Below are 18979 nucleotides of genomic sequence, written 5' to 3' on the forward strand. Positions count from 1 at the left end.
ATGATCCGGTTCCCGTCGGGGAAGACCTCGACACGGGTGCCCCGGTGGACGATCCGCAGATGGTACGTGGTGCCGTGCGAAAGCCGTGACGATCCCGGTGATCAGGCCGTACCGCTCGCCGCGCTGGGCGGGGAGGACGCGGGCGCCCGCGTCGGGCCGGCAGCCGAGCTCGTCGATCACGGCCAGGGCGCCCGTCGCGTCCCGTCCGGGACGGCCGCGCCGGAGCGGTCGTCGGGGACGAAGGAGACGGCCGTGCGCGGCACCTCGCCCGGCGGGCGGCGTCGCTCATGGTGACACCGCGGGCGCTGCGACCCCTGGCCGTCGCCACGACGGCCTTCCCCTGTCAATATCTTGTTCGCATCGGGATGCCGCCGGAGTCGCCGGTGGTGTCGGCGGCAGGGGTGAGGAGATCTCCGGTGGAGACGGTGGACACGGTCGAGGGGCTCGCGGTCATGGCGTTCGCCGACGGGAAGGAGCTGGAGGCCTGGCTGGAGCGGCACCACGGGGACACCCCCGGCATCTGGCTGCTGCTCGCCCGCAAGGGCTCGGACCTCGCCTCGCCGAACGCGGACGAGATCCTCGACGGCACCCTGATCTACGGCTGGATCACCGGTAAGCGCAAGGCGCTCGACGAGCGGTCCTACCTCCAGAAGATCACCCCGCGCCGGCCGCGCAGCCTCTGGTCCCAGGTCAACGTGCGACAGGTGGAGGCGCTCACCGCCGCCGGCCGGATGCGCGAGCCGGGCCTCGCCGAGGTGCGGGCGGCGCGGGCCGACGGACGGTGGGAGGCCGCGTACCCCTCGCAGAAGGACGCGAAGGTGCCGGACGATCTCGCGGCCGCCCTGGCGGCGGAGCCGCGGGCCGCCGCGGCCTTCGACGCCCTCGGGAAGACCGACCGCTACCTGGTGATCCTCGGCCTGCTGCAGGCCCGCACCGCGAAGACCAGGACGGCCCGCCTCGAACGGGCGGTGGCGGCGCTGACGGCCGGCGAGCCGCCGCGCTGACGGGCCCGGGGCGCGTCAGGCGCGGCGGCGGTACAGCACCTGGTGGGCGTCCCACTCCACGAAGGAGTCGGCGTACTCCAGGCCGACGGCCTCCAGGAGCCTGCGGGAACGGTGGTTCTCCTGCTGGGTGACGGCGACGACGCTCGGCGTTCCCCTCAGGGTCAGCGCGACGACGGCGCCGACCGCCTCCCGCGCGTAGCCCCTCCCCCAGTGCTCGGGCAGGAACTGGTACGACAGTTCCGTCTCCCCGCCCCGCGCGGCGGGCTCCACCGAGACCAGGCCGAGCACGGCACCGTCCTCGGCCCGGACGACGACGTGGAAGCCGGCCGCCCCGACGATCCGGCGCCGCCGGATGCGGATGACGGTCTCGATGACGGGCCCGCCGAGGTGGCGGCGCACCTCGGGGTCGGTCCACAGACGGGTCACGGCGTCCAGGTCGGAGTCCCGGACGGGCCGCAGGAGCAGCCGCCCGGTGGTGAGTGGCCCGTCGGGGCCGGCCGGGGCGGGGGCGGGGTGCGGGGGGAGGGCCACGCCCCCGATCATCTCAGGGTCCCTGGGCCCTGGTCCCATCGACTCGGGGTCCCGGGGGTCCTAGATCCATCGGCCGACGGAGGTTCGGTTCCGAGGCCGAGGCACGGTCCGCCCCGCACGGCCACGATGAGCGTCATGCGAATCGGAATTCTCGGCACAGGACATGTGGGACAGGCACTCGCGGCGGGGTGGGCGCGGGCCGGCCATGACGTGGTCCTCGGGTCGCGGCGACCCGACGACCAGGAGCTGCTGACGGAACTGAAGGAACTCACGGCGGCGGGGGTACGGATCGACGGCTCCGCGGCCGCCGCCGCGCACGCCGAAGTACTGGTGAACGCCACCCCGGGCACGGCCTCCGTGGCCCTGCTCGCCACCATCGGGGCGCCCGCGCTCGCGGGGAAGATCGTTCTCGACGTCGGGGTCGGCTTCCTGGAGGACGGGTCGCTCTCGCATCCGCTGGTCAGCCTCGGCGAGGAGATCCAGCAGGCGTTCCCCGAGGCGCGGGTGGTGAAGACGCTCTGCACGATCGACCGGAAGGTGATGGTCGCGCCGGACTCCCTGGAGGGCCCCGCCACGGTGTTCCTCTCGGGCGAGGACGCGGCGGCGAAGAAGACGGTACGCGGCCTGGTCACCGACCTCGGCTGGGCCGACGAGGCGCTGCTCGACCTGGGCGGCATCGCCACGGCGCGGGGCCAGGAGCACTTCGCCCTGCTCTTCATCGGGATCGCGGCGGCGACCGGCACCTACGAGTTCGGCATCCGGGTGGTCCTCCCCGCCTCGGGCGGGAGCGGCCTCGATCACTAGGGGCGGTGCGACGCGGCGGCGCTACCCCTCGCCTGCGGTCGCCAGGGCGGTCCTGATCGACGGCCAGTCCGGGGCCGTCGGCGCGTACGTCTCTTTCGCCGTGGCGATGTCCTTGTAGCCGCTGGAGGTGACCACGCACACCACCGGGCCGTCGCTCTCGTGCGGCGGCCCGTACGTGCGCAGGGCGGCGAGGCCGGCGGCGGCGGAGGTCTCGCACCAGATGCCTTGCGACGCCAACTCCGCTCGGGCCGCAGCCATCTGATCGTCCGTCACCGTATGAGCCGCTCCTCCCGTGGCGCGGATGGCGAGGACGCCGCGATAGCTGTTGACCTCGCAGTCGATGGCGTACGCGGTGGTCGGGCCGACGGGCACCCGTGCGACGGGACGGCCGGTGCGGAGCGCCTCCGTGAGGGCGCCGGCGGCGGCGGGCTCGGCGGCGTACATGCGGGGGACGGAACCGGTGACCCCGAGGCGTACGAGCTCCTGGAAGCCCTTGGCCACGCCGAAGAGCAACTCGCCGTACCCGGTGGGGAGATGCACCGCCGCCGGGGCACGGCCCAGGTCGAGGGCGATCTCGTACGCGATGGTCTTGTACCCCTCGGGCCCGAAGGGGTGACCGGTGTGGGCGGTGTCCGTGACGCTGCTGACGCTCTGGAAGCCGAGTTCGTCGACCATCCGCCGCATCAGGGGCCGTACCGACGCGTACGGGACGGTCAGCACCGTCGCCCCGTAGGCACGGACGTGGGAGGCGACGGCGGGCGGCGCGTCGGGGGAGGTGAACACGGCGCAGGGCAGTCCCGCCCGGGCCGCGTACGCGGCGGCCGCCGCGCCGTGGTTCCCGGACGAGGAGACGACGATGCCGCGCGCGCCCGAGGCGACCGCGGCGCTGACGGCGACCCGGGTGAGGCGGTCCTTGTGGCTCCAGGTCGGGTTCCGGGACTCGTCCTTGATCCAGACGCCGTCGCGGAGTCGGACCAGCGGGGTGTTGCCCTCGCCGAGACCGGGTGCGGCGAGCGGCGGCAGCAGCGGGGCCCACCGCTCCAGACCGTGGGCGGCGGGGCGGCCGAACAGGTCGGCGGGGACCTCGTCATAGGCGTAGTCGATGTCGAGCGGGTACGCCACCTCGCCGGTGGAGGTCACCGGACAGCCCCGGGTCAGCGGCGGCCAGAGCGGGTGGCGCACGGACGGGTCGGCGAGCGAACGCTGGGCGAGGGCGAGCGAGGTCACGGTGGGTCTTTCGGGTGCGGAGGGAGGGCGGGCGCGACGGTTCCCGATGAGCGGCGGGCCTTGGTGGGCGCGCCGCTCAGTCGGCCATGCGTCGCGTCAGGGCGGCCAGCGCTCCGGGGCGGCGGCCCGGGACCCGTTGCCTGAGGGCGATGAGGGCGGGGCCGAGGGCGCGGGCCCGCGCCGGGTCGCCGATCCGCTCCCACTGGTGGTGGGCCCGGTCCACGGCACCCTCGACGTCGGGGTCGTCCGTCCGCTGCCGCAGACCGAGCCGGGCCTCGGCGGCGGCGAGCCACAGTTCGCAGCTGCGGGCGGGTTCCCCGGCGAGGCGGGCGAGATCGGCCCGTACCTCCATCCAGTGGACGGCCTCCCCGGACCGGGGCCCGTGGCGGCGGAGGGCGTCGTGCTCCCAGGCCGCGGCCACCGCCGCCGCCTCCCCGTGCCGGCCGGCCATGGCGGCGGCCAGGATCGCGGGGTGCGGGTCCTGCGCGGGAACCGGGGCGGGCGTGGGGGCGGGGGCCAGGAGTCGCGCCTCCGGTACGGCCGAGGCGGCGTGCGCGGCGGACTCCGCGTGGAGGGTGGCGTACGGGAGCCGGGCGCCGGAACGCCAGAGCTCCGCCCAGGACCGCAGGTACCCGGGGGTCAGGGGCTCCCCCTTGCGCGGGGCGGGGGCCACCCGCCCGTAGAGGAGGGGCCCGGGCCCGAGGTGCAGCAGGTCGGGTGTGGTGGCGAGGCGTTCCCACACGGCGGGGTCCGCCGCGAGGTCGGCGACGACGGTCGTGGTGCCGGGGGCCCGTACGGCGAGTTCGCCGGCGAGCCAGTGCCACGGAAGCGCCGTGTAGCGGAGGGTCGCCGGGGTGGTGCGGGCGAGCGCCAGGTGGGGCAGTTGCTGCCGGCGGTCGAGATGGAGCTGCCCCGCGAGGCAGACCACCAGCGGGCCGGGGCTCGCGGCGGCGGCGCGCAGCCGGGTGAGGACGGTCTGCGGGTCGAGCGGGTCGGCGAGTTCGACGACGGTGGCGGTGGTGGTGCCGGTGAGGGCCCCGGGCGGCACGGCGGCGAGGGCCGGCAGGACGGACGCGGCGTCCATCACGCGCCCCCGCCCGGCGGGCGCGGCCGCGAGCAGGACGGCGGTGCCGATGACGGCGTGGGCGGCGGCGGTGGCGGCGGTGGCGGCGGTGGCGACCGCGCCGACGGCGGCCCGGGGGCCTGCGGCGGCGTGGACGCCTGCGCCGGTGGCGGCATGGGTGCCGACGCCGGGGCCCGTGCCGGTGGCGGCGCCTCCCGCCGTGCCCGTACGTGTCTCACGGGGCGTGCTCACACCTGCCGCACGCCCCTCCCACGTCCCATCCGCAGCCGCTCCACGCGCCTCGGACACCACACCCGTACCTGCCGTAACTACTGTTCCCGTCGCGCCCGTTCCCGTTCTCGTACCCGCCCCGCCCGTGACCGCCGTACGCGTGTCCACCGTGCCGATTCCGTCGTCGTTCACCACCCCAGCACCGTAACGCCTCATGTCACCCGCCCTCCCCGCCGGGCCTTTGGCATATGCCAGAAGCACCACCGGATCGAGTGTTGCCAAACCTCTTACGAGCTCTCCCGCGCTGTGCAACAGTCGTATCCGGGCCTTCCCTTCACACCTGGCCTGGCCGTGCCGCGCCTGTATCGGAGTACGACATGCCGTCCCCTCTGTTCGCGGACCGCCCCGCCCAGCAGCCGCAGCCGGGCGCGGTGGACGCGCTGATCTCACAGACCCGCCGCCTGCGCGGCGAGCTCGTCGCCGTGGGCCTGGACACCGTGGTGGACGACGACGACCCCCGGCAGCGCTGGCAGCGCGCCCTCTGTGACCTCGCGGTCCACCAACTCGACGATTTCGGCGCCCACTTGGGTCAGCTCCGCGCGGGCGTCCCGGAGCAGGCCACTCCCGAGTCGAGTACCGGCACCGACGCCTCCACCGATACCGGCACCGACACCGACACGGCCTTCCCCCCCGACCCCGGCACCGCGTACGGCGAGAGCGCCCCGGCGCGCACCGGCTCACTGCTCTCCCGTGTCGGCAGCGCCGAGTGGAACCTGCTCACCGACGAGGTCAGCTGGTCCGAAGAGCTGTTCCAGATCTTCGGACGTACGCGCGAGAGCGGCCCGATGTCGCTCGACGAGATGCCCACGATGGTCTTCGCCGAGGACCAGGGCCTCCTCCAGAGCATGGTGACGGACTGTCTGATCGACGGGAAGCCGATCGACGGCGAGTTCCGGATCGTGCGGACGGACGGACGGGTGCGCACGGTGCACATGACGGGCGAGCCCGTCCTCGACGCCGACGGCTGCACCGCCTCGATGTGGGCCGTCCTCCGCGACGTCAGCGAACTGCGGCGCAGCGAGCGGGCGGTCCGCGAGAGCCGGGACAACCTGGAGCGCAGCCGCCGCATCGAGCAGACCGAGCGCCGGGTCGCCGTCGAGCTCCAGGAGGCGGTGCTCCCGCCGTGGCGCGGCTCGCTCCGCTTCGCCCACGACGGCCCCGCCCCGCTCGACGTGGCCGCCCACTACCTCCCGGCCGCCAGCACCGGTCTCATCGGTGGCGACTGGTACGACGCGCTGGCCCTGCCCGACGGCGACGCGCTGCTCACCGTCGGCGACCTGACGGGTCACGGGGTCGCCGCGACCTCCTCGATGGCCATGCTCCTGGGCGCGCTGCGCGGCATGGCGGTCGCGGGGATCCGCCCGGCCGCCCTGATGGGTCACCTCAACCAGCTCCTGGAGACCTCCGTCCAGCCCGCGCTCGGCAGTGCGATGTGCTGCCGTTACGACCCGGTCGCCCAGACGCTGGCCTGGGCGCAGGCCGGACACCCCGCCCCCCTGCTGTTCCGCGACGGGACGGGGCACGTCCTGCGCCGCCCCGAGGGTGTGCTCCTCGGGGCGACGACCGGGGCCGTGTACGGCGAGGCCGAGACCCGACTGCTCCCCGGTGACCTGCTCGTCCTGCACACCGACGGGCTGACCCGTGGCAGCGGTACGGGCGATGACACGGGCGCGCGACGGCTGCTCGCCCTCGGCCGCCGGCTCTCCGGGGCGCGGGACGCCCAGGACGGTGTGCGTGCGGTGGTCGAGGAGTTCGGCGAGGAACGGCGCGCGGACGACGCCTGTGTGATGGTGGTCCGGGTCGGACGCTGACGGCGCGCGAACGGTCCGGGGTCGGGCACCGGCCCCGTGCGGTGGTGCGGTGGAGTCGGGTACCGGCCGTACCGGTCAGACGCCGGCCGTGCGTGGCTGCCGGGGCCGGAGGGCACCGGCGGTGGGCCGGACGCGGACCGTACGCGGGTGGCCCTGGCCGGCCGTCGTCCCCTGCCGGTCCTTCCCGCTCACGCCTGCCCCGTCCTCGGCCGGTTGACCGGTGACCTCGGCAGGACCTCGGCGATCTCCTCGCGCAGGTGCTCGATCTTCGTGTAGCCGGCGTACTGCCCGGTGAGCCGGTACATCTCCCGCAGCCGGTCCCAGGTGCGATGGGACGAGGTCTTCCCCATGGAGATCAGGGCGAGCCGGGCGTACCGGTCGGCCTGCTCCGGGTCGTCGGCGATGAAGCAGGCCGAGGCGAGCGAGATGTGGTCGAAGAGCTTCGAGCGGTCATGGCCGTCGCTCCGCAGTTCGATCGCCAGCCTGGCGTGGCGCTGGGCGGGGACCGCGGCGGTCGGGTCGTGATCGGCGAGGGTGCGGTAGGCGAGTGCCTGCATGCCGTGCATGTCGGCCTCGTCGAAGTTCTGCATCCAGCTCGGCGTCTGCTCGTCGCGCCGGTCGGACACGAACAGTTCCTCGGCCTCGCCGAGGGTGCGGCGCATGGCCTGCCCGCGGCCCATCGAGGCCTGTGCCCAGGCCTCGATGGTGTGGAACATGGCCTGGGTCCGGGGCAGCACCCGCTCGCCCGAACCGTCGATGGCCAGCTTCATGAGGTCGAGGGCGTCGTCGGGCCTGCCCAGATGCACCATCTGCCGGGCGGCGCGGGACAGCGCCTCGCCGGCCCGGGGCCGGTCGCCGCCCTCGCGGGCCGCGTGGGCGGCGATCACGAAGTACTTCTGCGCCGTGGGTTCGAGGCCCACGTCGTGCGACATCCAGCCGGCGAGGACGGCGAGGTTGGCGGCGACCCCCCACAGGCGCCGCTGGAGGTGGTCGGCGTGGCGGTAGGCGAGCATGCCGCCCACCTCGTTGAGCTGGCCCACCACGGCCTTGCGCTGGAGGCCGCCGCCCCGGGAGGCGTCCCAGCGGCGGAACACCTCCACCGAGTGCTCCAGGGCCTCGATCTCCTGCGACCCGATGGGGGCGGCCTCGTAGCGGTCGAACCCGGCGGGATCGGCGTGGAGGGGATCGATGTCCCGCTGGGGGGTGGACCGGCGTGCGGGGTCGGTCTGCAGCCAGTCGTGCATGGCGTTGCTGAGTACGGAGCCGGCGGCAAGCGCGGCACCCGCGCCCACCAGGCCGCGTCGGTTGAGCATGAGGTCCATTCCCGTGAATTCGGTGAGGACCGCCGCCGTACGATCGGGTGCCCAGGGCAGCCCGTCAGGGTTCTCCGTCTTCCTGACGTCCTGCCGTTTCCCGGCGCGCCCGTGTCGTACGAACCCGAGGTCCTCGATGGTCACGACACGGCCGAGTCGCTCGGTGAACAGTGCTGCCAGCACCCGGGGGACGGGATCGCGCGGGGTCTCACCGCGGTCGATCCAGCGCCGGACCCGCGAGGTGTCGGTCGCCAGCTGGGGGTGGCCCATGGCCGCCGCCTGCCGGTTGACGAGTCTCGCGAGTTCGCCCTTGGACCAGCCGGCCAGGCCGAACAGGTCTGCCAGGCGGGTGTTGGTTTCTCCGGTCACGTCTAAGCCCCCAGGTTCTCGGCTGAGTTGACAGTAACCCCCTGTCATAGGGCTGGCGACTATTCGCCAGGGTTCGCCAGGGTGCGCCCGATGTTCCGCCACCCGCGACCGGGTGTCAGGTAGGAACGCGCCACCCCGCCCCGCCGACCGGCCCTCATTCCCCAGGGTGCGGACCGGGGGCGGGCGGGGCGACGCACGCAACTCGTCGGCACACGAAGGGATCTGTCACCTCCATGTACACAGCATCGTCCTCCGTGTCCGCCCCGCCCCGGCCGCAGCACCGCATCGTCCCGGCCGGCGTCGGACCGTACCTCGCTCCCGCCCCGCAGGCCGTCCGGCCGCGGCGCTGGACAGGAGGCACCGGCACCCAGCCGATCAGCGGAAGAATCGACCTGTCCGGCCCCCAGGGGGCGCAGCTGAAGAAGGCGATCGCCTCCGTCCACCGGATCTGCCCGGAGTTCAACCCGGTGCAGGTGCTGCGGCGCAGCGGTCGTTCCGTACTGATCGTCGGGACGACCGGGCGGACCACGGCGGTCGCGAAGTGTTTACTGGACCACTCCCCCGCGTGGGTCGAGCGGTTCCAGCACGAGATAGCGTCCTACCGCTCCTTCGTCCGCCACCGTCCACCGGTGCGGGCGCCGAGGCTGATCGCGGCGGACCCGGAGAACTGCACGCTGGTGATCGAGCGGATGCCCGGACGGGCGGCGGCACTGTCGCGCCACCCCGTCGAGGCGCCGCCCCGGGCCGACGTGCGGGCCGCGCTCGGCGCGATCGCCCGGCTCAACGCCTGGCGGCCGCCGGCCGGTACCTTCGACGCCCCGCTGGACTACGGCACCCGGATCGCCCGCTACCACGAGCTCGGGCTCTTCACCGACCGGGACCGGGACGACCTGCAGAAGCTGCTGCACGGTCTGGCGCACGCGGGCGGCCGTCAGGGCATGGGGCAGTTCTGTCACGGTGACGCCCTGCTCTCCAACATCCTGCTCTCCCCCACGGGGCCGGTCCTCGTGGACTGGGAGCACGCGGGCTGGTACCTGCCCGGCTACGACCTGGCGACACTGTGGGCGGTGCTCGGTGACGCGCCGCTGGCCAGGCGCCAGATCAGCGGGCTCGCCCAGCAGGCGGGTCCGGCCTCCCGGGACGCCTTCCTGGTGAACCTGATGATCGTGCTGACGCGGGAGATCCGTACCTATGAGACGGCGGTGCAGCGCACGATGAAGGAGGCCCCGCCGGCCGGTTCCGCACCGGTGCCCACGGGGGCGCTCGCCCCCGGCGAGGAACAGCGGCTGCTCCTGAGGCGGCTGCACGACGACTGCGCCATGGCACGGCGGGCCGTGCGCGCGGCGGTCGGGACACGCTGAACGGGCGGACCCGACCGACGGAACGGGGGGTGCGCCGTGCGCCCGGTGCCGACACACCGGGACGCGGCGCACCGGCACGACCGCCTCCGGGCGTCTTCCGGTTCCGCCCCCGGGACCGGGCCAATGGTCCACTCCACTGACGCGTCCCAGGCGGGGGGCCCGTCTTCGCGAAACTCCGCCAGATGGCCTCCATTCCCGCTCTGACGTGGGAACTTCCGCGCGTGTGGGCGTGATTGACGGATCGTCCGGGAGCCGATACCCCTGTACGGGTCCGGTCCCGCACGCCCCCGTGTCACCCCCGCCCCTGGAGGCTGCCTTGCTCCGTTCCGCGTCCCCCGGACGTCCGGCGTCCGCTCGTCTCCCCGGAGCCGTGGGCGCGCTCGCGTCCGCCGCCCTGCTGCTCCCCCTGCTCTCCGCCGCGCCTCCGGCCGGTGCCGAGGCGCCCGATCCAAGCTCCCTCCAGGGGCAGTTCGCGCGGGCGGCCGCGCGCCACGGCGTGCCGGAGAGCGTGCTCCTCGCCGTCTCGTACCTCCAGTCGCGCTGGGACGGCCACGGCGGTGCGCCGAGTGTGACCGGCGGTTACGGGCCGATGCACCTGACGGACGCGGTGACGGCGCTCGCCGCCGCGGCCCCGCACCACTCGGAGGGCGAGGAGGACCCGCGCGGCGACTCCTCGCGCGCCGTGCGCTCCGGTGCCGAGGCGCCGGTCCCGGCCGCGGAGTCGCTGCCCGCCCGGCTGCGGACCCTGGAGCGGGCGTCCGCGCTGTCCGGGATCCCGGCCGAGGAGCTGCGTACCGGCACGGCGGCGAACATCGAGGGCGGGGCGGCGCTGCTCGCCGCCGCGCAGAGGGAGGCCGGGCTTCCGGCGAGCGCGGACCCGGCCGACTGGTACGGGGCGGTGGCGCGGTACTCCGGCGCGGACGACTCGGCGACGGCGGCCACGTACGCGAACGACGTGTTCGACGTGATCCGGGGCGGGGAGTCCCGGACGACGGACAACGGGCAGGTGGTGACCCTGCCGGCCGCGCCGGCGGTCGCGCCGGCGACGGAGCAGGTGGCCGCCCTCGGGCTGCGCCGGCCGGCCGCCGGGCCCGTGGAGTGTCCGGCCTCGGTGGCCTGCGAGTGGATCCCCGCGCCGTACGAGGAGTTCGGCGACGGCGACTACGGCAACCACGACAAGGCGGACCGGCCCTCCTCCCAGTCGATCGACTACATCGTCATCCATGACACCGAGGCCGTCTGGGACGTCACCCTGAAGCTGGTGCGGGACCCGACGTACGTGTCCTGGCAGTACTCGCTGCGCTCCTCCGACGGGCACATCGCCCAGCACCTGCCGCTCAAGGACGTGGGCTGGCACGCGGGCAACTGGTTCGTGAACGCCAAGTCGGTGGGTCTCGAACACGAGGGCTTCCTCACCTCGCCGGACTCCTGGTACACGGAGGCGATGTACCGGACGTCGGCGCGGCTCGTGCGGTACCTCGCCGCGCGGTACGACATCCCCCTCGACCGGCAGCACGTCCTGGGCCACGACAACGTGCCGGGCACGGTGACGTCCACCATCAGGGGCATGCACACGGACCCGGGGCCGTACTGGGACTGGGCGCACTACTTCCGCCTCCTGGGCCGTCCGATCACCCCGAGCGCCGGTCCTGACGCGGGCGTGGTGACGATCCGGCCCGACTACGGCGACCACCGGCCGGTCTACACGGGCTGCGCGACGGTGGGAGTGGCGTGCGCGCCGCACGGCAGCGGGGCGGTGCGCCTGCACACCGCGCCGAGCGCCGACGCGCCCCTGGTGAAGGACATCGGTCTGCGGCCGGGCGGGCAGGACTCGACGACCGGGGTGAACGACACCGGGGCGCGTGCCTCGACGGGGCAGAGCTACGCGGTGGCGGAGCGCCGGGGCGACTGGACGGCGGTCTGGTACCTCGGGCAGAAGGCGTGGTTCCACAATCCCGGGAAGGAGCCGACCGCGGTGAACGCGCGGGGTCTTGTCCTGACCCCCCGGGAGGGACTGGCCTCGGTGCCGGTGTACGGGCGGGCGTACCCGGAGGCCTCGGCCTATCCGGCGGGGGTGCCGGTGCAGGCGGTGTCGCCGCTGCCGTACGGGCTGCTCGCAGGTCAGCGGTACGTGGTGGGCGGCCGGACCCCGGGCGAGTACTACTTCGCGCCGGTGTTCGACAGCAGTGGGCACACGGTCGTCCGAGGGCAGGAGGAGTACTACCAGATCCAGTTCGGCCACCGGGTGGCCTTTGTGAAGGCCGCTGACGTGCGGGTTTCCCGGGCTTGACGGAGGGGTGACCGAAAGGCGCGGGGTGGTGCCGGACGCACGGCCCGGCACCACCCCTCCGGCGTTCATAGGACTATTGGGAAGATCGCGTGCGCCGTACGGGCGACGGGTAAAGGTGGGCCCGAAACAGCTCCCGCTCACCGGAAGGCCCCTCCGCACATGCCTCAGCCCTTCGTTATGCCGGATTTCTATGTTCCGTATCCGGCGCGGCTCAACCCCCACGTGGAGACCGCCCGCACGCACACCCGGGACTGGGCGCGGGAGATGGGGATGCTGGAGGGCTCAGGCGTCTGGGAACAGCACGACCTCGACTCCCACGACTACGCGCTGCTCTGCGCGTACACCCATCCCGACTGCGACGAGAAGGCCCTCGACCTCGTCACGGACTGGTACACCTGGGTGTTCTTCTTCGACGACCACTTCCTGGAGGTCTTCAAGCGGACCCAGGACCGGGCGGGCGGCAAGACGTACCTGGACCGGCTGCCGATGTTCATGCCGGCGGACCCGGCGACGGGCATGCCCGAGCCCACCAACCCCGTCGAGGCGGGACTCGCCGACCTGTGGCGGCGGACCGTTCCCTCGATGTCCGAGGGCTGGCGGACGCGGTTCGCGGAAGCCACCGAACACCTCCTCTACGAGTCCCTCTGGGAACTCGACAACATCAACGACGGGCGCGTCGCCAACCCCGTCGAGTACATCGAGATGCGCCGCAAGGTGGGCGGCGCGCCCTGGTCGGCCGGGCTCGTCGAGTACGCGGCAGGGGCGGAGGTCCCGGACCGGGTGGCGCACTCCCGGCCGCTCCGGGTGCTCAGGGACGCCTTCTCCGACGCCGTGCACCTGCGCAACGACCTCTTCTCGTACCAGCGCGAGGTGGAGGACGAGGGCGAGAACAGCAACGGCGTGCTCGTCCTGGAGCGGTTCCTCGGCTGCACGACGCAGGAGGCGGCGAACGCCGTCAACGACCTGCTGACCTCGCGGCTCCAGCAGTTCGAGAACACGGCCCTGACCGAGGTGCCGCTGCTCGCCGCCGAGAAGGGGCTCGACCCGGCCGAGTGCGCGGCCGTGGCGGCGTACGCCAAGGGGCTGCAGGACTGGCAGTCCGGCGGCCACGAGTGGCACATGCGCTCCAGCCGGTACATGAACGAGGGCATGGTCGGGGGACCCTCGCACCTGGACGGGATCATCGGCACCTCCGCCCTCGACGTCCGGAACCTCTTCGGCCGGCCGGCGGCCTCCAGGCTGCGCACCCTCACGCACCTGCCGCACCAGCACGTGGGACCTTCGCTGCTGCCGGACTTCGACCTGCCGTACCCGCTGACGCTCAGCCCGCACCACCAGGAGGCGAAGCGGCGGTCCGAGGACTGGGCCGAGCGGATGGGGTTCCTGGACGACATCTGGGACCGTCCGATGATGGAGGGCTTCGACCTGGCGCTCTGCTCGGCGGGGCTCGACCCGGACGCCACCCCGGAGGAGCTGGAACTCAGCGCCGAGTGGCTGACCTGGGGGACGTACGGAGACGACTACTACCCCCTCGTCTTCGGGCGGCCGCGCGACCTGGCCGGCGCGAAGCGGCTCACGGAGCGGCTCAAGTCCTGTATGCCGGTGGCGGATCCGGAGGCCGGGCGGACGTTCGCCTCCCATCCCCTGGAGGTCTCGCTCGCCGACCTCTGGGCGCGCACCTCGGGGCCGATGGGCCCGGAGGCGCGGAGCCAGCTCCGGGCCGCCCTGGACGCGATGCTCGACAGCTGGCTGTGGGAGCTGCACAACCAGGCCCAGCACCGCGTGCCCGATCCGGTGGACTACATCGAGATGCGCCGGACCACCTTCGGCTCCGAGCTGACGATGCTGCTGTGCCGGCTGCGGCGCACCGGGACCCTGCCTCCCGAGATCTACCGGACGGGAACGGTCCGGGCCCTGGAGCACTCGGTCTCCGACTACGCGACGCTCCTCAACGACCTGTTCTCGTACCAGAAGGAGATCGAGGTCGAGGGCGAGGTGCACAACGGCGTGCTCGTCCTGCAGAAGTTCTTCGACTGCGACTACCCGACGGCGGTGGCGATGGTCGACGATCTGATGCGCGGGCGGCTGGACCAGTACGAGCACCTCAAGAAGACCGAAGTCCCCCTGCTCTACGAGGACTTCGGCCTCGACCAGGAGGGCAGGGCGGCCTTCGAGGCGTACCTCCGGGAGCTGGAGGACTGGCTCGCGGGAATCCTCAACTGGCACCGGAGCGTGCGGCGTTACCGCGCGGAGGACGTCCACGTCGGCAGCGGCACGCCGCTCGTGGGCCGGGGCCCGACGGGTCTTGGCACCTCGGCCGCCCGGGTGGCCTCGCTGATCGGATCCGCGACGCGCTGACCACGGACGAGGGCCGTCCGCGGGAACACCTCCCGTGGACGGCCCTCGTGCCGGTGCGGATCAGGGACGCCGGCCGCGCAGCTCGTCCAGTTCGCGCCGGTCGCGCTTGGTGGGGCGTCCGGCACCGCGGTCGCGGACGGCGGCGACCGCCACGTGCTCGCGCGGCGGCGGTGGCGGGCTGTTGTCCACGTACGCCTCGACGGCGACCGGCGGGCCCACCCGCTTGGTGTGGAGCACCTTGACCTCGACGATCCGCTCACGGCCGCCGTGGAAGATCCGGACCTCGTCACCGGGCTTCACCGGCTGGGCGGGCTTGGCCCGCTCGCCGTTGACCTTGACGTGCCCGGCCCGGCAGGCCGCGGCGGCCTGCGAACGGGTCTTGGTGAGGCGGACCGCCCAGACCCAGCTGTCGACGCGTGCGCTCATCGGCCCCCGCTCCCCGTCAGCCCTGCTGGAACAGCTCGGCGGGCAGCGGCTTGAGCAGCGCGTACAGGTCGTCGGTGATCGGCCGGTCCCAACTGGCGATCGTCACGAGGACGTTGTCGCTGCGGTCGAACTGGACGCAGGAGATGCGGCTCTCGGAGAGCTTGAGGCGGCGGACGATCAGGAGGTTGTCGCCCTGCATCACGGGGACGTCCTCGGTGTCGAGGACCTCGACCGGCTCGTCGTTCTCCAGGGCGGCCAGGAGCTGGGCCACCTCGAAGGGGATCTGGCCCTCCCCGAGCTCGCGCGCCGGCGAGCCCTCCGGGAGATTGCCGATGATCATCGCGGGTCCCCGGCCGCCGAACAGGTCGTACCGGAGGAAGACACCCTGGCAGGAGCCGTCGGGCGCGGGCAGCAGACCGGCGCCGAGATTGCCGGGCCAGTCCCCCGGATCCATGGCCAGGACATCGAAGTCCGGGCCCGCGGGTGTGGCGGCGCTGCGGCGGCGGAGGAAGGACATACGGCCATGGTACGTGCCCGGGCGCGTGCCGCGACGCGTCGGGCGGCTCCGGGCGGCGCGCGCCGTCCGAGGGGGTCCGGGAGCCCCCGTCCCGGGTTCCCGGGCCCGTCGTGGCGCCGCGCCGCGCCCGGGTGGGGGACCCCCGCCCCGGTCGCGGACGGTGACCTGAGCGGCCCGGAGGTCACGGACCGTGAGCGTCGCCAGGTGTTCCGGGTCGGGCCCGGACACCGGGTCCGGCGTCCCCGCTCAGCCGGCGGGCGGGGTGTCCCCCACGAGCCACATGGAGAAGAACTGCGCGCCGCCTCCGTAGGCGTGCCCGAGGGCCCGGTGCGCGCCGTCGACCTGGTGGCCGCCCGCTTCCCCGCGTACCTGGAGGGCGGCCTCGGCGAAGCGGATCATCCCGGAGGCGCCGATGGGGTTGGTGGAGAGCACCCCGCCGGAGGGGTTCACGGGCAGGTCGCCGCCGAGTTCGGTGACGCCGGCCTCGGTGAGCTTCCAGCCCTCGCCCTCCTCGGCGAAGCCCAGGTTCTCCAGCCACATCGGCTCGTACCAGGAGAACGGCACGTACATCTCGACGGCGTCGATCTCCCGCCGGGGGTCGGTGACGCCGGCCTGCCGGTAGACGTCGGCGGCGCAGTCCCGGCCTGCGCGCGGCGAGACGAAGTCCTTGCCCGCGAAGAGGGTGGGTTCGCTGCGCATCGCCCCGCCGTGCACCCAGGCGGGCGGCCGGGGCGAACGGGCCGCGCCGGCGCGGTCGGTGAGGACCATCGCACAGGCGCCGTCCGAGGAGGGGCAGGTCTCCGAGTAGCGGATCGGGTCCCAGAGCATCGGGGAGGCCTGCACCTTCTCCAGGGTGAGGTCGTGCTCGTGGAGGTGGGCGTACGAGTTGAGGAGCGCGTTGCGCCGGTCCTTGTACGCGACGAGGGAACCGATCGTGTCGGGGGCGCCGGTGCGGCGCATGTAGGCCCGGACGTGCGGGGCGAAGAAGCCCCCGGCGCCGGCGAGCAGCGGCTGCTGGAAGGGGACCGGCAGGGAGAGGCCCCACATGGCGTTGGACTCGGACTGCTTCTCGAAGGCGAGGGTGAGGACGGTCCCGTGGACGCGGGCGGCGACCAGGTTGGCGGCGACGAGGGCGGTGGAGCCGCCGACCGAACCGGCGGTGTGCACCCGGAGCATCGGCTTGCCGACCGCGCCGAGGGCGTCGGCGAGGTACAGCTCCGGCATCATCACGCCCTCGAAGAAGTCGGGGGCCTTGCCGATGACCACGGCGTCGATGTCGGCCCAGGTCAGCTCCGCGTCCGCGAGGGCGCGGACGGCGGCCTCGCGGACGAGTCCGGCGATCGACACGTCCCGGCGCGCGGCGACGTGCTTGGTCTGGCCGATGCCGACGACGGCGACGGGCTCTTTAGGCACGGGGGTCCCCTTCCAGGACGGCGACCAGGTTCTGTTGCAGGCAGGGTCCTGAGGTGGCGTGGGCGAGGGCGCGGTCGGAGTCGCCGCGGTGGACGCGGGCGGCGGCCTCGCCGAGCCGGACGAGCCCGGTGGCCATGACGGGGTTGGCGGCGAGGGCGCCGCCCGAGGGGTTGATCCGGACGGTGCCGTCGAGGCGGAGCGCCTTGGCGAGGACGACTTCCTGGGAGGTGAAGGGGGCGTGGAGTTCGGCGGTGTCGACGGGCCTCTCGAAGGCTCCGGCGCGTTCGGCGGCGAGGCGGGTGGAGGGCGAGTCGGTGAGGTCGCGGACGCCGAGCGAGTGGGCCTCGATCCGGTGGTCCATGCCCCGGATCCAGGCGGGCCGGTCGCAGAGTTCGCGGGCCCGGTCCCCGGCGGCGAGGATCACGGCGGCGGCCCCGTCCCCGATGGGCGGGCAGTCACCGGTGCGGAGCGGTCGGACGATGTAGCCGCCCTGCGGGCGGGCCCCGCGCAGCTGGGCGTGCGGATGGTCGGCGGCGTCGGCGCGGCTGCGGGCGGCGATGCCCGCGAGGGCCGCCTCGTCGGTGTCGCCGGCGTCGACGAGCGCCTGCGCCTGGAGGGCGGCGAGGGCGACGGAGTCGGGCCAGAGCGGGGCGAGGTAGTACGGGTCGAGCTGGCGGGTGAGGACGTCGCGGACGGAGCCGGACGAGGACTTGCCGTAGGCGTAGACGAGGGCGGTGTCGGCCTCGCCGGTGAGGAGCTTCACCCAGGCCTCGTACAGCGCCCAGGCGCCGTCGGTCTCGACGTGGGACTCGGAGATCGGCGGCCAGGCTCCGACACCGTCGAGGGCCATGGTGAAGGAGAAGGCCCGGCCGGCCAGGTAGTCGGAGGAGCCGGAACAGGTGAAGCCGATGTCGGAGGCCTTGAGCCCGGTCCGCCGGAGCACCTCGTGGAGGACGGGCATGACCATCTCGACCTCGGAGAGGTCGTCGGTGCGGCGGCGGTGGTCGCTCTGGGCGAAGGCGACGATCGCCACCTCGCGGCCGGGCCGGTGCGGCGTCACAGCAGCTCCTTGTAGGTGTCGTAGTCGGCGTCGGGTTCGCCGGCGGGCCGGTAGTGGTCGGGGTAGCGGCCGTCCTCGCTCCAGACGGGTTCGACGCGCAGGCCCATGCGGACCTGGTCGTAGGGGATGCCGGCGATACGGCCGTGGAGGGCGAGCCCTGCGCCGTCGAGGGCGATGTGGGCGTAGACGTACGGGACCTCGATGTCCAGGTTCTTCGCCTTGATGTTGACGATGCAGTAGGTGGTGACGGTGCCCCGGGGGCCGACCTCGACCTGGTCGGTGGTGGCGACGCCGCAGGTGGGGCAGGCGCCGCGGGGCGGCACGTACACCTTGGCGCAGGACGGGCAGCGTTCGCCGACGGTACGGCGCTCGGCGAGCGCGTGCAGATAGCGGGTCTGGGCGCGGCCGGGGCTGTAGGTGTAGTCGAGGCGCGCGGGGGCGACGATGCCGGTGACGGGGTCGTCGAGCTGACCCGTGTGCGGTTCGGGTTCGACGGCCCGGGCGCTGTCGTACGGCTCGAAGCACGCGATGTCCGTGATCGCGCCGGTCCGTTCGGCGGCCCAGCGGATCCGGACCCGCAGTCCGGTGCGGACGGATTCCGGGCCGGGTGCGTCGAGGGCGTGCAGGAGGGCGGTGTCGGCGCCGTCGAGGCGGACGAGGACCCAGGCGAAGGGAGTCGTCAGGGGCTGGCCGGGGCGGGGCTCGTGGTTCCAGGCCCAGGTGGTGACGGTGCCGGTGGCGCCGACCTCGACGAGGTCGCGGAGCTCGGCGGCGGTGGCGGGGTCGTACTCGACGGGCGGGACGAGCACCTCGCCCGCCTCCGTGCGGACGCCGAGCACGGTCCGCTCGCGCAGTCCGGTGAGGAAGGCTGACTGGACGGGGCCGAGGGAGCGGGTGAAGGCGAACTCGACGGTGAGGGGGGCGCGGAGGGTCTCGGGGGGTGGGGTGACGGTCATGTGCGGGCTCCTTGATGGCCGGTCGGTGGTGGATGCGGTGGGGCCGCTGCGCGGGGCCTTCTCCCCGCCCCGCCCCTTCCCGAACTGGGGCTCCGCCCCGGACCCCCCTCCAACAAACTCCGGCCGGCGGTACATTAAAGACCCCCCCCCGTTGTGGGCGCGGGGGGGCGGGGGGGGGCCCCCCG

Annotated in this window: 16 protein-coding genes; 7 read left to right on the forward strand and 9 right to left on the reverse strand. The window is 73.8% G+C overall.

Translation table 11 applies throughout. The features are described from left to right. The first annotated feature begins 69 nt into the window (after window positions 1–69). Window positions 70–294 (forward strand): hypothetical protein, encoded by a 225-nt coding sequence (locus ACFWUY_RS35260; RefSeq protein WP_384119496.1) that lies wholly within the window; start codon window positions 70–72, stop codon window positions 292–294. 158 nt (window positions 295–452) lie between these two features. Further along, complete coding sequence (locus tag ACFWUY_RS35265; RefSeq protein ID WP_384119539.1) at window positions 453–1004, forward strand: YdeI family protein; 552 nt, start codon at window positions 453–455, stop codon at window positions 1002–1004. 15 nt (window positions 1005–1019) lie between these two features. On the opposite strand, the gene ACFWUY_RS35270 is transcribed toward ACFWUY_RS35265, so the two are convergent. After that, window positions 1020–1535, reverse strand: a complete 516-nt coding sequence (locus ACFWUY_RS35270; RefSeq protein ID WP_384119499.1) for a GNAT family N-acetyltransferase — start codon at window positions 1533–1535, stop codon at window positions 1020–1022. 135 nt (window positions 1536–1670) lie between these two features. Here ACFWUY_RS35270 and ACFWUY_RS35275 point away from each other — a divergent pair, with 135 nt between their 5' ends. Then, a complete protein-coding gene (locus ACFWUY_RS35275; protein ID WP_384119502.1) occupies window positions 1671–2339 on the forward strand; it encodes an NADPH-dependent F420 reductase in 669 nt (222 codons plus the stop codon). Between the two features lie 21 nt (window positions 2340–2360). Here the strand turns inward: ACFWUY_RS35275 and ACFWUY_RS35280 are convergent, their stop codons facing one another. Both ACFWUY_RS35280 and ACFWUY_RS35285 read right to left on the reverse strand, forming a co-directional pair. After that, entirely contained in the window at window positions 2361–3566 is a 1206-nt protein-coding gene (locus ACFWUY_RS35280; RefSeq protein WP_384119505.1) for a pyridoxal-phosphate dependent enzyme, read from the reverse strand. Window positions 3567–3642: 76 nt separating this feature from the next. Further along, window positions 3643–4650 (reverse strand): hypothetical protein, encoded by a 1008-nt coding sequence (locus ACFWUY_RS35285; protein WP_384119542.1) that lies wholly within the window; start codon window positions 4648–4650, stop codon window positions 3643–3645. Window positions 4651–5237: 587 nt separating this feature from the next. Here ACFWUY_RS35285 and ACFWUY_RS35290 point away from each other — a divergent pair. Continuing rightward, window positions 5238–6731, forward strand: a complete 1494-nt coding sequence (locus ACFWUY_RS35290) for a PP2C family protein-serine/threonine phosphatase (protein ID WP_384119508.1) — start codon at window positions 5238–5240, stop codon at window positions 6729–6731. A 188-nt stretch (window positions 6732–6919) separates the two neighbouring features. Here ACFWUY_RS35290 and ACFWUY_RS35295 read toward each other — a convergent pair whose 3' ends face one another. Beyond that, on the reverse strand, window positions 6920–8413 hold the full coding sequence (locus ACFWUY_RS35295; protein WP_384119511.1) for a hypothetical protein: 1494 nt from the start codon (window positions 8411–8413) through the stop codon (window positions 6920–6922). A 233-nt stretch (window positions 8414–8646) separates the two neighbouring features. On the opposite strand from ACFWUY_RS35295, the gene ACFWUY_RS35300 reads away from it, so the two are divergent. The 3 genes from ACFWUY_RS35300 (at window position 8647) to ACFWUY_RS35310 (ending at window position 14422) form a co-directional block, all read left to right on the forward strand. Beyond that, entirely contained in the window at window positions 8647–9774 is a 1128-nt protein-coding gene (locus ACFWUY_RS35300; RefSeq protein ID WP_384119514.1) for an aminoglycoside phosphotransferase family protein, read from the forward strand. A 370-nt stretch (window positions 9775–10144) separates the two neighbouring features. Beyond that, a complete protein-coding gene (locus tag ACFWUY_RS35305; RefSeq protein ID WP_384119517.1) occupies window positions 10145–12064 on the forward strand; it encodes an N-acetylmuramoyl-L-alanine amidase in 1920 nt (639 codons plus the stop codon). Between the two features lie 159 nt (window positions 12065–12223). Further along, window positions 12224–14422 (forward strand): germacradienol/geosmin synthase, encoded by a 2199-nt coding sequence (locus ACFWUY_RS35310; protein WP_384119520.1) that lies wholly within the window; start codon window positions 12224–12226, stop codon window positions 14420–14422. Window positions 14423–14482: 60 nt separating this feature from the next. Here the strand turns inward: ACFWUY_RS35310 and ACFWUY_RS35315 are convergent, their stop codons facing one another. From ACFWUY_RS35315 to ACFWUY_RS35335, 5 genes are all read right to left on the reverse strand, one after another. Continuing rightward, complete coding sequence (locus ACFWUY_RS35315) at window positions 14483–14848, reverse strand: RNA-binding S4 domain-containing protein (RefSeq protein ID WP_384119521.1); 366 nt, start codon at window positions 14846–14848, stop codon at window positions 14483–14485. A 16-nt stretch (window positions 14849–14864) separates the two neighbouring features. Continuing rightward, the gene (locus tag ACFWUY_RS35320) at window positions 14865–15365 is read right to left on the reverse strand and encodes a hypothetical protein (RefSeq protein ID WP_384119524.1); all 501 of its coding nucleotides are present in this window, start codon (window positions 15363–15365) and stop codon (window positions 14865–14867) included. 246 nt (window positions 15366–15611) lie between these two features. Then, window positions 15612–16778, reverse strand: a complete 1167-nt coding sequence (locus ACFWUY_RS35325; RefSeq protein ID WP_384119527.1) for a thiolase domain-containing protein — start codon at window positions 16776–16778, stop codon at window positions 15612–15614. Beyond that, window positions 16771–17838, reverse strand: a complete 1068-nt coding sequence (locus tag ACFWUY_RS35330; protein WP_384119529.1) for a thiolase domain-containing protein — start codon at window positions 17836–17838, stop codon at window positions 16771–16773. The genes ACFWUY_RS35325 and ACFWUY_RS35330 overlap by 8 nt, the downstream gene beginning before the upstream one ends. Then, window positions 17835–18794: a Zn-ribbon domain-containing OB-fold protein gene (locus ACFWUY_RS35335; protein ID WP_384119533.1), complete on the reverse strand. Its 960-nt coding sequence runs from the start codon at window positions 18792–18794 to the stop codon at window positions 17835–17837. The genes ACFWUY_RS35330 and ACFWUY_RS35335 overlap by 4 nt, the downstream gene beginning before the upstream one ends. Window positions 18795–18979: the final 185 nt, after the last annotated feature.

Source organism: Streptomyces sp. NPDC058664 (assembly GCF_042716635.1).
Classification (GTDB): domain Bacteria; phylum Actinomycetota; class Actinomycetes; order Streptomycetales; family Streptomycetaceae; genus Streptomyces.

Excerpts from the sequence above, each read along its gene's own strand:
- ACFWUY_RS35265 (WP_384119539.1), top strand. The coding sequence starts at position 453 with ATGGCGTTCGCCGACGGGAAGGAGCTGGAGGCCTGGCTGGAGCGGCAC.
- ACFWUY_RS35275 (WP_384119502.1), top strand. The coding sequence starts at position 1,671 with ATGCGAATCGGAATTCTCGGCACAGGACATGTGGGACAGGCACTCGCG.
- ACFWUY_RS35285 (WP_384119542.1), bottom strand. The coding sequence starts at position 4,650 with ATGGACGCCGCGTCCGTCCTGCCGGCCCTCGCCGCCGTGCCGCCCGGG.
- ACFWUY_RS35290 (WP_384119508.1), top strand. The coding sequence starts at position 5,238 with ATGCCGTCCCCTCTGTTCGCGGACCGCCCCGCCCAGCAGCCGCAGCCG.
- ACFWUY_RS35300 (WP_384119514.1), top strand. The coding sequence starts at position 8,647 with ATGTACACAGCATCGTCCTCCGTGTCCGCCCCGCCCCGGCCGCAGCAC.
- ACFWUY_RS35310 (WP_384119520.1), top strand. The coding sequence starts at position 12,224 with ATGCCTCAGCCCTTCGTTATGCCGGATTTCTATGTTCCGTATCCGGCG.
- ACFWUY_RS35315 (WP_384119521.1), bottom strand. The coding sequence starts at position 14,848 with ATGAGCGCACGCGTCGACAGCTGGGTCTGGGCGGTCCGCCTCACCAAG.
- ACFWUY_RS35320 (WP_384119524.1), bottom strand. The coding sequence starts at position 15,365 with ATGTCCTTCCTCCGCCGCCGCAGCGCCGCCACACCCGCGGGCCCGGAC.
- ACFWUY_RS35335 (WP_384119533.1), bottom strand. The coding sequence starts at position 18,794 with ATGACCGTCACCCCACCCCCCGAGACCCTCCGCGCCCCCCTCACCGTC.